The following is a 14,033-nucleotide window of genomic DNA, read 5'->3' as shown; positions in this document are numbered from 1 at the left end:
GGGGCAGCTCCTGAGGGGCAAAGAATGTTGCCCCTCGAACATCAACGCGCCACCGGATAGCCTCCGGCCATGGCTAATGGTCAGTGGTACCCACCGGAGTGGCCCGACCGCATCCGTGCCCTGGCGAACGGCACGCTGCGCCCCGCGCTCCCCAAGCGCGCGGCGACGGTCATGCTGCTGCGGGACGCGGACATGGCGGCGGGCACGGTGGCGGACACGGCGGCGAGCGGACCCGCCGTTCACATGCTGCGCAGACGCGCCTCCATGGCCTTCGCCGGAGGCGCGTACGCCTATCCGGGCGGCGGCGTCGACCCGCGGGACGACGACCACCTGGTCGGCTGGGCGGGCCCGGCGCTCAGCGCCTGGGCCGAGCGCCTCGGCGTCGCGGAGACCGAGGCACAGGCTGTCGTCTGCGCGGCGGTGCGTGAGACGTTCGAGGAGGCGGGTGTACTCCTCGCGGGCCCGACCGCCGACAGCGTCGTCTCGGACATCACCGGCGCCGACTGGGAGGCCGACCGCGAGGCACTGGTGGCCCGCGAGCTCTCCTTCGCCGAGTTCCTGGACCGACGCGGGCTGGTGCTGCGCAGCGACCTGCTGGGTGTGTGGGCGCGCTGGATCACCCCGGAGTTCGAGCCGAAGCGCTACGACACCTGGTTCTTCGTGGCCGCGCTCCCCGAGGGCCAGCGCACCCGCAACGCCTCGACCGAGGCGGACCGTACGGTGTGGATCAGCCCGCAGGACGCCACGGCGGGCTACGACAAGGGCGAGCTGCTGATGATGCCGCCGACGGTCGCGACGCTGCGCCAGCTGCTCCCGTACGCCACCGCCGCCGAAGCCCTCACCGCGTCGGCGGACCGCGACCTGACCCCCGTACTGGCCCAGGCCCGACTGGAGGGCGACGAAGTGGTGCTCAGCTGGCCGGGGCACACGGAGTTCACCAAGCACATCCCCACGGCGGAGGGTTCCCCGTGACCGACGCGGCCGCACTGCCCGGACAGCCGCGCGGCGAGGTCGTCTCGGGCCCCGCCACCGCGCGGGCCGTCAACGTCCTGGCCCCGAACCCGTCCGCGATGACCCTGGACGGCACCAACACCTGGATCGTCGCCGAGCCGGACTCCGATCTCGCGGTGGTCATCGACCCGGGCCCGCTGGACGACGGCCATCTACGGCGCGTGATCGAGACCGCCGAGAAGGCGGGCAAGCGCATCGCGCTGACCCTGCTCACCCACGGTCACCCGGACCACGCGGAAGGGGCCGCCCGCTTCGCCGAACTCACCCGTAGCGACGTCCGCGCCCTCGACCCGGCGCTGCGTCTCGGCGACGAGGGCCTGACGGCGGGCGACGTCATCGATACGGGAGGCGTGGAGCTTCGGGTGGTACCCACGCCGGGGCACACCGCGGACTCTCTCTGCTTCCATCTGCCCGCCGACCAGGCGGTTCTGACGGGCGACACCATTCTCGGGCGCGGTACGACGATGGTGGCGCACCCGGACGGCCGCCTCGGCGACTACCTGGACTCCCTGCGCCGGCTGCGCTCGCTGACCGTGGACGACGGGGTGCGTACGGTGCTGCCGGGCCACGGGCCCGTACTGGATGACGCTCAGGGCGCGGTCGAGTTCTACCTGGCGCACCGGGCGAGTCGGCTCGCCCAGGTCGAGACGGCCGTGGAGTCCGGGTACCGCACGGCGGGTGAGGTCGTCGCGCATGTGTACGCGGACGTGGACCGCTCGCTGTGGCCGGCAGCGGAGCTGTCGGTGCGGGCGCAGCTGGAGTATCTGCGGGAGCACGGCTTGGTCTGAGGCGGGGGCGCGGCCTTGGTCTGAGGCGGGCGCGGCCTGATCTGACTCCTGGTGACGCGCCTGGTGACATGGCTCGTGACATGGCCTCGTGACATGGCTGGGGCCCCACCGACGGGTGGGGCCCCAGCCATGTCACGCATGTCATGTGCGCCGACCGCGTCAGCGCGAGCGCTTGGCGAGCCGCTCCACGTCGAGCAGGATCACGGCGCGTGCCTCCAGGCGGAGCCAGCCGCGGCCCGCGAAGTCGGCCAGGGCCTTGTTGACCGTCTCGCGGGAAGCGCCGACCAGCTGGGCCAGCTCCTCCTGCGTGAGGTCGTGTACGACGTGGATGCCCTCCTCCGACTGCACGCCGAAGCGGCGCGACAGGTCCAGCAGGGCGCGTGCGACGCGGCCGGGGACGTCGGAGAAGACCAGGTCGGACATCTGGTCGTTGGTCCTGCGCAGGCGCCGGGCGACGGCGCGCAGCAGGGCGGTGGCGACCTCCGGCCGGGCGTTGAGCCAGGGCTGCAGGTCGCCGTGGCCGAGGCCGAGCAGCTTGACCTCGGTGAGGGCGCTGGCGGTGGCGGTGCGCGGGCCCGGATCGAAGAGCGAGAGCTCGCCGATCAGCTCGCCGGGGCCGAGGACAGCGAGCATGTTCTCGCGGCCGTCGGGCGACGTGCGGTGGAGCTTCACCTTGCCCTCGGTGACCACGTACAGGCGGTCTCCGGGGTCGCCCTCGTGAAACAGCGCTTCGCTGCGTGCGAGCGTCACCTCACTCATGGAGGCGCGGAGCTCCGCGGCCTGCTCGTCATCGAGCGCCGCGAAGAGCGGGGCGCGCCGCAGAACGTCGTCCACGAGTTCTCTCCTATCGACCTGCATCAAGGGACCGTAGTCCCCATTTTGCCGGACGGTCCAAACAGTGTGATCAGTCACAAGGATGCCGTACGGGTGTCGCATGGCGTGAGACAGGGGGCCCAATCGGGGCCTGTTCTTCGGGGTCCGGGGCGGATGTCGGTGCTCGGCCTTAGGCTGGCCGAGTGTCCAATACCCCGGTGAGAGCACAGGCCATGGGGGCTGTGAAGGTGGCCGAGCGCTGCGATTCCGCTGTGGGCGAACAGGCTCCAACAGGGTCAAAGAATGCCGCGAAACGGACAGGGGGAGTGGCGTGAAACCAGCCGAACAGAGGTCCGGCGAGCCCGCCAAGGCACCCGCACAGAGCACCAAGACCACCAAAGCCAGCAAAGCAAGCAAGCCACCGGCCAAGACCGCGAAGGCACCGGCCAAGGAGTCCGCGAAGGCACCGGCCAAGGAGTCCGCCAAGCCACCGGCCAAGAAGTCCGCCAAGCCACCGGCCAAGAAGTCCGCCAAGCCACCGGCCAAGGAGCCCGCCCGGCCCGCCAAGCCCGCCAAGCCCGAGTCGCGGCTAGCCCTCGTCCGCCGCGCCCGCCGTATCAACCGCGAACTCGCCGAGGTCTACCCCTACGCCCATCCCGAGCTGGACTTCGAGAACCCCTTCCAGCTCCTGCTCGCCACGGTGCTCTCCGCCCAGACCACCGACCTCCGGGTGAACCAGACGACGCCCGCCCTCTTCGCCCGCTACCCCACGCCTGAGGACCTGGCGGCTGCTGATCCGGAGGAGGTCGAGGAGCTGATCAGGCCGACCGGCTTCTTCCGCGCCAAGACCAAGTCGATCATGGGCCTCTCGGCCGCCCTGCGGGACCGCCACGGCGGCGAGGTCCCGGGAAACCTGACGGACCTGGTCAAGCTCCCCGGGGTGGGCCGTAAGACCGCCAATGTCGTCTTGGGTAACGCGTTCGGCGTCCCTGGCGTCACTGTGGATACCCACTTCGGGCGGCTGGTGCGCCGCTGGAAGTGGACCGACGAGGAGGACCCCGAGAAGGTCGAGGCGCTGGTCTGCGAGATCTTCCCGAAGAGTGAGTGGACGATGCTCTCGCACCGGGTGGTCTTCCACGGCCGCCGCGTCTGCCACTCTCGCAAGCCCGCCTGCGGGGCCTGCCCGATCGCGCCGCTCTGCCCTTCCTACGGCGAGGGCGAGACGGACCCCGAGAAGGCCAGGAAGCTGCTGAAGTACGAGATGGGCGGCTATCCGGGGCAGCGCCTGAAGCCCCCCGCCGACTACCCGGGCAAGCCCGCACCGTCCCTGGGGGCCGGGTGAGGACGCCGGAATCCACGCGGCGAAACGCCCGCACCACGCGGAACGTTCCGTGTGCTCCCAGGCGTTGCACTCTCAGGCGTTTCACCCCCCGGCATGAGCCAGGGACGAACGAGGGTGCTTATGACGCGTGCCAGTGAGAAGCAGGATGGTCCGGTCGACGTGCCGGTACGACGTGCCGGGCTACCGCCCTGGCTGGAACCGGTGGCTCGCGCGTCGGAGAGCATCAAGCCCGGGCAGCTCAGCCGCTTTCTGCCGCCCGAGAGCGGAGCTGGGCGGCAGTCGGCCGTACTGATCCTCTTCGGCGAGGGGGACCAGGGGCCCGAGCTGTTGCTTATGGAGCGCGCCAGTTCGCTGCGCTCGCACGCGGGACAGCCTTCCTTCCCCGGTGGCGCCCTCGACCCCGAGGACGGCGACCCGCACGCCTCGGGTCCGCTGCGCGCCGCCCTGCGGGAGGCCGAGGAGGAGACGGGGCTCGACCCGGAGGGCGTGCAGATCTTCGGCGTACTGCCCAAGCTCTACATCCCGGTGAGCGGCTTCGTGGTCACGCCCGTACTGGCCTGGTGGCGGGAGCCCAGCGCGATCGGCGTGGTCGACCCGGGCGAGACGGCCCGGGTCTTCACGGTGCCCGTGGCGCATCTCACGGACCCCGAGCACCGGGTCACCGCCGTACACCCCAGGGGGCACCAAGGTCCCGCATTTCTGGTCGGATCGGCCCTGGTCTGGGGCTTTACGGCCGGGGTGATCGACCGGATTCTGCACTACTCGGGTTGGGAGAGACCCTGGGACCGCTCCCGGCAGGTCCCGCTCGACTGGCACGCGTGACAGGGTGGCCTCCGTGAATGTGCTGGACATCCTGTTGCTGGTCGCCGCCGTGTGGTTCGCGATCGTGGGCTATCGCCAGGGCTTCGTCGTCGGCGTTCTGTCGGTGATCGGGTTCCTGGGCGGTGGTCTGGTCGCCGTGTATCTGCTGCCGGTGCTCTGGGACGCCTTCACGGATTCACCGGAGTTGAGTACGACCGCGGCTGTCGGCGCGGTCGTGGTGGTCATCGTCTGCGCCTCCATCGGCCAGGCCTTCACCACCCACCTCGGCAACAAACTCCGCAGATACATCACCTGGACCCCCGCCAGAGCCCTGGACGCCACCGGTGGCGCCCTGGTCAACGTGGTCGCCATGCTGCTGGTCGCCTGGCTGATCGGCTCCGCGCTGGCCGTCACCACCCTGCCCACGCTCGGCAAGGAGGTACGCAGCTCCAAGGTGCTCCAGGGCGTCTCCCGAGCCCTGCCCGCCCAGGCCGACACCTGGTTCGCGGACTTCAGCTCCATCCTCGCGCGGAACGGCTTCCCCCAGGTCTTCAGCCCGTTCGCCAACGAGCCGATCACCGAAGTCCAGCCCCCCGACCCGGCGCTGGCGAACAGCGAGGTCGCCGCCCGCGCCATGCGCTCCATCGTCAAGGTCACCGGCACGGCCCCGAGCTGCGGCAAGTCCCTGGAAGGCACCGGCTTCGTCTTCGCCGACCGCCGGGTGATGACCAACGCCCATGTCGTCGGCGGTATCGACGAGCCGGTCGTTCAGATAGGCGGCGAGGGCAAGCTGTACGACGGCAAGGTCGTGCTCTACGACTGGGCGCGCGACATCGCCGTCATCGATGTGCCGAACCTGAAAGCACCCCCGCTGAAGTTCGCTGACAAGAGCGCCGTCAGCGGAAACGACGCCATCGTCGCGGGCTTCCCGGAGAACGGCCCGTACGACGTCCGATCCGCCCGCGTCCGCGGCCGTATCAACGCCAACGGCCCGGACATCTACCACCGCGGCACCGTACGCCGCGATGTCTACTCGCTCTACGCGACCGTGCGCCAGGGCAACTCCGGTGGACCGCTGCTCACTCCCGACGGCGAGGTGTACGGCGTGATCTTCGCGAAGTCACTGGATGACCCGGACACCGGCTATGCGCTGACCGTCGAGGAGATCCGCGAGGACATCAGCCTCGGCCGCACGGCGAACCGCCAGGTCGACACTCAGGGCTGTGCCCTGTGACGTCGACCTGTGAGGTCCGAGAGGTCTGAGCGGTCCTGAGAGCGTGTCTCAGGTGCGTGCCTCAGGCGGGTGTCTCAGGCGCGGGTATGCCGCAGCCGCGCCGAGACCCAGCGGGCCCTGCGGCGGAGGATGCGTGGGATGCCCAGCACCCGGGGATCGTGCCCTTGGTGTTGCGGGCCGCCCCTTGGGTGCGGATAGTTCACCGCGGTGGCCGTGCGGCGATTGCGTGCTGCGTCACTGAAGTCGTGCGTCCAGCCCATACCCCGACGTCTGCCCGTGCCCCATGGTCGATAACCGCCCTCAGAGACCCCAATTGGCCTATGCGGCGGGCAAGTGGCCGTTCGGGGAACAGCCGTTCACATCGGGCGTCAGCGGTCGGGTTCGGGGTCCTTCAGCCAGTTGACCAGCTCGGTCGAGAACGCCACCGGGTCCTCCTCGTGCGGGAAGTGCCCCAGCCCGTCGAACAGCCGCCAGCGGTACGGCGCCTCGACGTACTCGCCGGACCCCGCCGCGCTCCGGGTGCGCAGCACCGGGTCGAGCGAACCGTGCAGGTGGAGCGTCGGTACGCGTACCGGCCGCTTCATCCGCCGGTTGAACTGGATGCCGTCCGGCCGGGCCATCGAGCGCACCAGCCACCGGTACGGCTCGATCGAGCAGTGCGCCGTCGAGGGGATGCACATCGCCCGCTGGTACGTCGCCACGGCCTCGTCGTCCGGCAGCCGCGGCCCCGACCAGTCCCGGATCAGCCGACCCGTCAGCGCCCCGTCGTCCGCGACCAGCTGACGCTCCGGCAGCCACGGCCGTTGGAAGCCCCAGATGTACGAGCCCGCTGAGGTCTGCTTGACGTCGGTCAGCATCGCCGCCCGCCAGCGCCGCGGATGCGGCATGGAGGCGACCGCGAGGCGGCGCACCAGCTTCGGCCGCATCACGGCAGCGGTCCATGCCAGATACCCGCCCAGGTCGTGCCCGACGAGCGCGGCGTCCGGCTCGCCCAGCGAACGGATGACCCCGGTGATGTCGAGCGCGAGGTTGGCGGGGTCGTATCCGCGCGGGGTGCGGTCGCTGCCGCCCGTGCCGCGCAGGTCCATCGCCACCGCGCGGAAGCCCGCGTCGGCGAGCGCGGTGAGCTGGTGCCGCCAGGTCCACCAGAACTGCGGGAAGCCGTGCAGCAGCAGTACCAGCGGCCCGTCGCCCGCCTCGGCGATGTGGAAGCGAGCGCCGTTGGCGGCGACGTCCCGGTGGGTCCAGGGTCCGTCGATACGTACGGCCGAGGAGGGCGCCGAGGGGAAGGAATGCGCGGCGGGGTCCGTCATGAGGACGAGCGTGCCACAGGTGTGGTCCCCACCGCCGTGTCGCTGAGTTCATCGCTGGCCACGACGGTGGCCGGGCGGGGATGCGGCTTGACGTTCCCCAGTACGGCGGCCGTCTCCTTGGCCGACGCGGCGGTCTTCTGCGCGCCCTTCCCCTGCTTGGCCTTCTTGGCGAAGATCACGCCGATCAGGGCGAGCAGCCCCGCGACCACCACGTTGGCCGCGAAGGAGAGGAGGAAGCAGACCGACAGATGCCAGCCGCTCCAGGCTTGGATGCCGTACGCGAGCGCGAAGCTCAGCATCGGCAGCGAGAAGATCAGGACCGCGATGGCGGCGACGAACGCGGCGCCGCCCACACCGATGCGCTTGACGTCGGTGCGGAGCTGGGCCTTGGCCAGCGCGATCTCGTCATGGACGAGACCGGACAACTGGTCGGTCGCCGCGGATACCAGCTTTCCGAGGCTGCGGTCTCCGTCTTCGGCTGCGCTCATCGCGGTCCCCTCTTCTCTTCTGCTCTTCCGCGGCCTTCTCTTCTGGGGCCGCCACTGGCATCAGATCATGCCGGACTGTGGCCCCCGACGCCTTCCTGGGCTCGCGCTTCTGCCAGCTTGCGGTGTTCGGCGGCCTTCTTCTCGTAGATCGCGGCCATCCGGAGGTGGTAGTCGGGCTTGTCCATCTCGTAGATGTCCGGAATGCCGTCGGCGTCGTCGTCGCGCTCCTCGTCCGCGACGAGCTTGCGGTACTTGGCGTTACGGATCTTCAGCAGGATGGTCGCCGCTACGGCGGCGACCAGCGAGCCGACCAGGACGGATGCCTTGATCTCCTCGGTCATCGCGGCGTCGTCCTTGAAGGCCAGCTCCCCGATGAGCAGCGAGACCGTGAAGCCGATACCGGCGAGGGTGGAGACCGCGAACACATCGGGCCAGGCGAGGTCCTTGCTGAGCTTGGCCCGGGTGAACCGCACGGTGAGCCACGTACCGCCGAAGATGCCGAAGGACTTGCCGAGGACCAGGCCGAGCACCACACCCAGCGTCTCGGGCCGGGTGAAGACGTCCGACAGCGCTTCGCTGGAGACCGCGACACCGGCCGAGAACAGGGCGAACATCGGCACCGCGAAGCCCGCGGACAGCGGGCGCACCATGTGCTCGATGTGCTCGCCGGGGGACTGGTCCTCGCCCTCGCGGGTGGTGCAGCGCAGCATCAGGCCCATCGCGACACCGGCGATGGTGGCGTGGACGCCGCTGTTGTACATCAGGCCCCAGATGGTGAGGGCCAGCGGGATGTAGATGTACCAGCCGCGCACGCCCTTACGGAGCAGCAGCCAGAAGATGGCAAGGCCAACGACGGCGCCCGCGAGGGCCGCGAAGTTCAACTTGTCACTGAAGAAGACCGCGATGATCAGGATCGCGAAGAGGTCGTCGACGACGGCAAGCGTGAGCAGGAAGGCGCGCAGCGAGGACGGCAGCGAGGTGCCGATCACCGCGAGTACGGCGAGGGCGAAGGCGATGTCGGTGGCGGTCGGGACCGCCCAGCCGCCCAGGGAGCCGCCCCCGGTCACGTTGGTCAGGACGTAGACCAGCGCGGGGATGGCCATACCGCACAGGGCGGCCGCCACCGGCAGGATGGCCGCCTTGGGGTCGCGTAGGTCACCGGCGACCAGCTCGCGCTTGAGTTCGACACCGGCGACGAAGAAGAAGATGGCCAGCAGGCCGTCGGCCGCCCAGTGCTGGATGGACAGGTCCAGATGCAGGAACCCGGGGCCGAAGTGGAAGTCGCGGACCGCCTCGTAGCTCTCCCTGAGCGGGGTGTTCGCCCAGATCAGCGCGGCGATCGCGGCCGCGAGGAGGAGAACGCCGCCGACGGTTTCGGTGCGTAGCAGGTCGGCGATGAAATTCCGCTCACGAAGTGAGGGGCGTCCGAGAGCTTGGTCCTGGTCGCTTTGGGTGTTGCTGGGGGCGGGCGCGGCCACGGGTGGGGACCTCCGGGTCGGTTCGGCAACGGGATCGCTTGCTGCATTGCCGACCAGACTTCCCGGCACACCTTGTGGATCTGTCGCGTCGGCAACACGGGAGCAACCTTTCGAACCCTTGTTGCGTTGTTGACGCGGCCCCACCCTACCGGGTGTGGGCACGGGCTGACCTGGCAATTAGCACTTTATGCGCTAAACGGGCACCCGGCGCGTTGCCGGATGCCCGCCCAGGACGCCTGTGAGGGGCTGTTGGAGATCAGTCCTCGCTGCCCGCGCTCGGCAGTTTCGTCTGGATCAGAGCCATCACCGACGAGTCCGTGAGGGTGGTCACGTCGCCCAGCTCGCGGTTCTCCGCGACATCGCGCAGCAGCCGTCGCATGATCTTGCCGGACCGGGTCTTGGGCAGCTCGGCGACCGGCAGGACGCGATTGGGCTTGGCGATCGGGCCGAGTGTCGCGCCGACGTGGTTGCGCAGCTCGTCGACCAGGCCTTCGGTCTCGGCGGCCGTACCGCGCAGGATGACGAAGGCCACGATGGCCTGACCGGTCGTCTCGTCAGCGGCGCCGACCACCGCGGCCTCGGCGACCGAGGGGTGCGAGACGAGGGCCGACTCGACTTCGGTGGTCGAGATGTTGTGCCCGGAGACCAGCATCACGTCGTCCACGCGGCCGAGCAGCCAGATGTCGCCGTCGTCGTCCTTCTTGGCACCGTCACCTGCGAAGTACTTGCCTTCGAAGCGTGACCAGTAGGTGTCGATGAACCGCTGGTCGTCGCCCCAGATGGTGCGCAGCATGGACGGCCACGGCTCGGTCAGCACCAGGTAGCCGCCACCGCCGTCGGGTACCTCCCGCGCCTCGTCGTCCACCACGGTGGCCGAGATCCCGGGCAGGGCGCGCTGGGCGGACCCTGGCTTGGTCTCGGTCACGCCCGGCAGGGGCGAGATCATCATGGCGCCGGTCTCGGTCTGCCACCAGGTGTCCACGATCGGGCACGTCCCGCCGCCGATGTGCTCGCGGTACCAGATCCAGGCCTCCGGGTTGATCGGCTCGCCGACGGAGCCGAGCACCCTGAGGCTGGAGAGGTCGAACTTCGCGGGGATGTCGTCGCCCCACTTCATGAACGTTCGAATGGCGGTCGGCGCGGTGTAGAGGATGCTGACGCCGTACTTCTGGACGATCTCCCAGAACCGGCCCTGGTGCGGGGTGTCGGGGGTGCCCTCGTACATCACCTGGGTCGCGCCGTTGGCCAGCGGCCCGTAGACGATGTACGAGTGCCCGGTCACCCAGCCGACATCGGCGGTGCACCAGTAGACGTCGGTCTCCGGCTTGAGGTCGAAGACGGCGTGATGGGTGTACGCGGCCTGGGTGAGGTAGCCGCCGGAGGTGTGCAGGATGCCCTTCGGCTTACCCGTGGTGCCCGAGGTGTAGAGGATGAAGAGCGGGTGCTCGGCGTCGAAGGCCTCGGGGGTGTGCTCGGCGCTCTGCCGCTCGGTGATCTCGTGCCACCACACGTCCCGGCCGTCGTCCCAGGTGACGTCCTGGCCCGTGCGACGCACCACCAGGACGTGCTGGACGCGGTCGACGCGCTCGACGGCGGCGTCCACCGCGGGCTTGAGCGCGGCGGGCTTGCCACGGCGGTAGCCGCCGTCCGCGGTGATGACGACCTTGGCGTCGGCGTCCTCGATACGGGTGGCCAGCGCGTCCGCCGAGAAGCCGCCGAAGACGACGGAGTGCGTGGCGCCGACGCGGGCGCAGGCCAGCATCGCCACGGCTGTCTCGGGGATCATCGGCATGTAGATGGCGACCCGGTCGCCCTTGTGTACGCCCAGTTCGGTCAGGGCGCCGGCGGCCTTGCTGACCTCGTCCTTGAGCTCGGCGTACGTGATGCTGCGGCTGTCGCCCGGCTCACCTTCGAAGTGGATGGCGACCCGGTCGCCGTTACCCGCTTCGACATGGCGGTCCACGCAGTTGTACGCGACGTTGAGCTTTCCGTCGGCGAACCACTTGGCGAACGGCGGATTCGACCAGTCGAGGGTCTCGGTCGGCTCGTTCGCCCAGCTCAGCCGCCGCGCCTGCTCGGCCCAGAAGCCGAGCCGGTCAGCCTTGGCCTGTTCATACGCCTGAGCCGTGACGTTGGCGGTCTGGGCCAGCGCGGCGGGCGGCGCGAACCTGCGCTCTTCCTTGAGCAGGTTGGCCAGGCTTTCGTTGCTCACGACATCTCCCTTTCCCAGGGTGTCCGTTGTGTCCCAGACCACAGCTCATCAGACGCGTACCCCCGGTGACAAGGGTCTACGGCAAATTGGTTTAGACCTGTGTGGCTGTCTGGGTTGTCCAAGTGGTGCGGGTTGCGCGCATGGTGCGGCTCCGAAGGCCGGGGCCATACGTTTTCACGGACGGGAAGGGGCGTTGGTTCAGGCTCGCTCCAATGCGGTGGGAGCTACGCGGTCGAAGAGGGGGTCGGTGTCGGCGAGCAGGTAGGCCTGGGCCTCGCCCACATGGAAGTACATGCCGTGGAGCTGGAGCGAACCCTGGGCGAGGCCGTGCGCCACCGCGGGGTGGGAGCGCAGATGCTCCAACTGCTGCAACACGTTGGTCAGGCAGAGCTGCTCGACCGCGTCGGCCGGCTCCCGGCCCGCGATCTGCGCCCAGGAGTGGCTCCTGCTCGCCATCCGCTCCAGGCTGGGCACGCCATGCCGCAGCCAGCGCCGCAGCGGTGTCTGGTCCTCGCCCGGAGGGCTGCTGAGCAACGCCTGCATGGCCCCGCAGCCGGAGTGCCCGCAGATGGTGATCGACTCCACCTTCAGGATGTCCACCGCGTACTCGATCGCCGCCGCCACCGAGTCGTCCCCACTCTCCTGCCCGGGCAGGGGGACGAGATTGCCCACATTGCGCACGACGAAGAGGTCCCCGGGGCCGCTTGAGGTGATCATCGAGGTGACCAGGCGGGAGTCGGCGCAGGTGAGGAAGAGCTGCGAGGGCCGCTGCCCCTCGATGGCGAGCCGCGCCAGCTCGCGGCGGACCAGCGGTGCCGTATCGCGCTGGAACGCGCCGATGCCGCTGGCCAGTTGATGCCTGCGCTGGGGAGCCTCGGCCGGGCGGTCGCAGCGGTGGTTGCGCCAGGGTGTCCAGGGGCGGCAGCAGGTATGGGAGCCGGACGCCGGCTCGGCGATGCGGCTGCCGGAGCGTCCGGTGAGCTCGGCGGTCCCGCCACGCGCGATATGCGACTCCTTCCAGTCCTGAAGGGTCTCGTAGGCCGCGTGGTCCATGAAGGAGCCGTCCAGTTCCACCACGGCGTCACAGCCGTGCGGCACCAGATGCAGTGAGCGGCTCAGCCGGGGCACCGCGAGGAACGTCAACTGCCCTCGCACCCGCACTTGGTGGATGCCGTGCTGTTCGGTGTGGGTGATCCGGGTGCGGGCCAGCCGGTTCAAGGCCACGGCCACGCCCAAGGCCACGCCGATCGCCACGCCTTCCAGGACACCAAGGAAAGCCACCGAGAGTGTGGTGACCGCGTACACCAGGACTTCCCGGTGTCGGGTGACGGTCCGGATATGCGTGAGGGACACCATCTGTACGCCCACGGCCATCACCAGCGCGGCCAGCGCGGCCAGTGGGATCAGATCGAGCACCGGCACCAGCAGCAGCGCGGCGATCACGATCCACAGGCCGTGCAGCATCGTGGAGTTGCGGCTGACGGCGCCCGAGTTCACGTTCGCGGCGCTGCGCACCGCGACCCCGGTGATGGGCAGGCCACCTAGCGCACCGGAGACGACGTTCGCCGCGCCCTGGCCGCGTAGTTCCCGGTCGAGGTCGGCGCGGGGCACGGGTGGTCCCTTGCGTGCGGTGGCCAGCTTGTCCACCGCGACCGCCGACAACAGCGACTCCACGCTGCCGACCAGGGTGATCGTGAGGACGGCCGCGATCAGGCCCAGGGCCGGGCCCTGGGGGAGTCCGACCAGCGCGTGGCTCTGCCACGACGGCAGTTCGACCCGGGGCAACCGCAGCCCGGCCGCCGCGGCCACCGCGGTCGCCGCTGCCACGGCGGCGAGCGGTGCCGGAACCTTCCGTACAGCTCGCCCCGTCGACCCGCGAAGGCGGGGCCAGGCCAGCAGCACCAGTAGCGTCAGCGCGCTCACCGACAGGGCGACCGGGTGCGGATCGGCCAACTGGGCTGGCAGCTCCCGTAGATTGTCGACGACGGAGCTGTGCGGATTGCCGCCCAGCACGATGTGCAGTTGTGCGACGGCGATCGTGACGCCGATACCGGCCAGCATGCCGTGCACGATCGCGGGGCTGACGACCAGCGCGGATCGGGCCACCCGCAGGAAGGACAGGCCCAGTTGGGCGAGTCCGGCGACCACGGTGATGGCGCACGTCGTACGCCAGCCGTACTGCTGGATGAGGTCGGCGGTGACCACGGTGAGCCCGGCCGCGGGACCGCTCACCTGGAGCGGCGCGCCACCTAGGCGACCGGCCACCAGGCCGCCGACGGCGGCGGCGACGAGGCCCGCCTGGAGTGGCGCCCCGGTGGCCAGCGCGATACCGAGGGACAGCGGTAGCGCGATCAGGAAGACGGCGATCGAGGCGGACAGATCAGCTCCCGCGATCCGGAACCTCTTGTGGGGGCGGGTGGGGACGCAGGCGGACATGTTTCCCGTCTCCTCCGACATTCCTGGTTTCTCAACTCATCTCGTAGCTCGGTTCATCAACTCTCAGTAAACAGATCGTAATGGAGAGTAAAGGATCGTGGTGGATTATCGGGGCAA

At 69.8% G+C, this 14,033-nt stretch carries 12 protein-coding genes; 5 read left to right on the top strand and 7 right to left on the bottom strand.

Features of this window, described 5'->3' with window-relative positions; translation table 11 throughout:
- Nucleotides 1–69: 69 nt before the first annotated feature.
- Nucleotides 70–972: an NUDIX hydrolase gene (locus tag GCN81_RS17770; protein ID WP_156725628.1), complete on the top strand. Its 903-nt coding sequence runs from the start codon at nt 70–72 to the stop codon at nt 970–972.
- A complete protein-coding gene (locus GCN81_RS17765; RefSeq protein ID WP_156725627.1) occupies nt 969–1,799 on the top strand; it encodes an MBL fold metallo-hydrolase in 831 nt (276 codons plus the stop codon). Before GCN81_RS17770 ends, GCN81_RS17765 begins: the two co-directional genes overlap by 4 nt.
- A 159-nt stretch (nt 1,800–1,958) precedes the next feature.
- Here the strand turns inward: GCN81_RS17765 and GCN81_RS17760 are convergent, their stop codons facing one another.
- Nucleotides 1,959–2,633 carry a Crp/Fnr family transcriptional regulator gene (locus tag GCN81_RS17760; protein WP_156725626.1) on the bottom strand — a complete coding sequence of 225 codons (675 nt, stop codon included), beginning with the start codon at nt 2,631–2,633 and terminating at the stop codon, nt 1,959–1,961.
- 310 nt (nt 2,634–2,943) lie between these two features.
- On the opposite strand from GCN81_RS17760, the gene nth reads away from it, so the two are divergent.
- From nth to GCN81_RS17745, 3 genes are all read left to right on the top strand, one after another.
- Nucleotides 2,944–3,954, top strand: a complete 1,011-nt coding sequence (gene nth / locus GCN81_RS17755) for an endonuclease III (RefSeq protein ID WP_156725625.1) — start codon at nt 2,944–2,946, stop codon at nt 3,952–3,954.
- A 120-nt stretch (nt 3,955–4,074) separates the two neighbouring features.
- A complete protein-coding gene (locus GCN81_RS17750; protein WP_156725624.1) occupies nt 4,075–4,776 on the top strand; it encodes an NUDIX hydrolase in 702 nt (233 codons plus the stop codon).
- Between the two features lie 13 nt (nt 4,777–4,789).
- Nucleotides 4,790–5,989 carry a MarP family serine protease gene (locus GCN81_RS17745; protein ID WP_156725623.1) on the top strand — a complete coding sequence of 400 codons (1,200 nt, stop codon included), beginning with the start codon at nt 4,790–4,792 and terminating at the stop codon, nt 5,987–5,989.
- Between the two features lie 74 nt (nt 5,990–6,063).
- Here the strand turns inward: GCN81_RS17745 and GCN81_RS32410 are convergent, their stop codons facing one another.
- The 6 genes from GCN81_RS32410 to GCN81_RS17715 all read right to left on the bottom strand — a co-directional run bounded on the left by GCN81_RS32410 (nt 6,064) and on the right by GCN81_RS17715 (nt 13,916).
- Entirely contained in the window at nt 6,064–6,249 is a 186-nt protein-coding gene (locus GCN81_RS32410; protein ID WP_156725622.1) for a hypothetical protein, read from the bottom strand.
- A 108-nt stretch (nt 6,250–6,357) separates the two neighbouring features.
- A complete protein-coding gene (locus GCN81_RS17735; protein ID WP_156725621.1) occupies nt 6,358–7,302 on the bottom strand; it encodes an alpha/beta fold hydrolase in 945 nt (314 codons plus the stop codon).
- Nucleotides 7,299–7,790, bottom strand: coding sequence for a phage holin family protein (locus tag GCN81_RS17730; RefSeq protein WP_156725620.1), 492 nt, complete (start codon nt 7,788–7,790; stop codon nt 7,299–7,301). The genes GCN81_RS17735 and GCN81_RS17730 overlap by 4 nt, the downstream gene beginning before the upstream one ends.
- A gap of 65 nt (nt 7,791–7,855) precedes the next feature.
- Nucleotides 7,856–9,268, bottom strand: a complete 1,413-nt coding sequence (gene nhaA / locus GCN81_RS17725; RefSeq protein WP_156725619.1) for a Na+/H+ antiporter NhaA — start codon at nt 9,266–9,268, stop codon at nt 7,856–7,858.
- A gap of 256 nt (nt 9,269–9,524) precedes the next feature.
- On the bottom strand, nt 9,525–11,522 hold the full coding sequence (gene acs, locus GCN81_RS17720) for an acetate--CoA ligase (protein WP_156725618.1): 1,998 nt from the start codon (nt 11,520–11,522) through the stop codon (nt 9,525–9,527).
- A 156-nt stretch (nt 11,523–11,678) separates the two neighbouring features.
- Complete coding sequence (locus tag GCN81_RS17715) at nt 11,679–13,916, bottom strand: bifunctional SulP family inorganic anion transporter/carbonic anhydrase (RefSeq protein WP_231626797.1); 2,238 nt, start codon at nt 13,914–13,916, stop codon at nt 11,679–11,681.
- Between the last annotated feature and the right edge of the window lie 117 nt (nt 13,917–14,033).

The organism is Streptomyces apocyni (assembly GCF_009739465.1).
Taxonomy (GTDB): domain Bacteria; phylum Actinomycetota; class Actinomycetes; order Streptomycetales; family Streptomycetaceae; genus Streptomyces; species Streptomyces apocyni.
Note: the sequence above shows the minus strand (reverse complement) of the source record. Positions and strands in the feature narration are given on the sequence as shown.

What these genes read in the sequence shown, in the direction of transcription:
- GCN81_RS17770 (WP_156725628.1), top strand. Translation starts at nt 70, where the DNA reads ATGGCTAATGGTCAGTGGTACCCACCGGAGTGGCCCGACCGCATCCGT.
- GCN81_RS17750 (WP_156725624.1), top strand. Translation starts at nt 4,075, where the DNA reads ATGACGCGTGCCAGTGAGAAGCAGGATGGTCCGGTCGACGTGCCGGTA.
- GCN81_RS32410 (WP_156725622.1), bottom strand. Translation starts at nt 6,249, where the DNA reads ATGGGCTGGACGCACGACTTCAGTGACGCAGCACGCAATCGCCGCACG.
- GCN81_RS17735 (WP_156725621.1), bottom strand. Translation starts at nt 7,302, where the DNA reads ATGACGGACCCCGCCGCGCATTCCTTCCCCTCGGCGCCCTCCTCGGCC.
- GCN81_RS17730 (WP_156725620.1), bottom strand. Translation starts at nt 7,790, where the DNA reads ATGAGCGCAGCCGAAGACGGAGACCGCAGCCTCGGAAAGCTGGTATCC.
- GCN81_RS17715 (WP_231626797.1), bottom strand. Translation starts at nt 13,916, where the DNA reads ATGTCCGCCTGCGTCCCCACCCGCCCCCACAAGAGGTTCCGGATCGCG.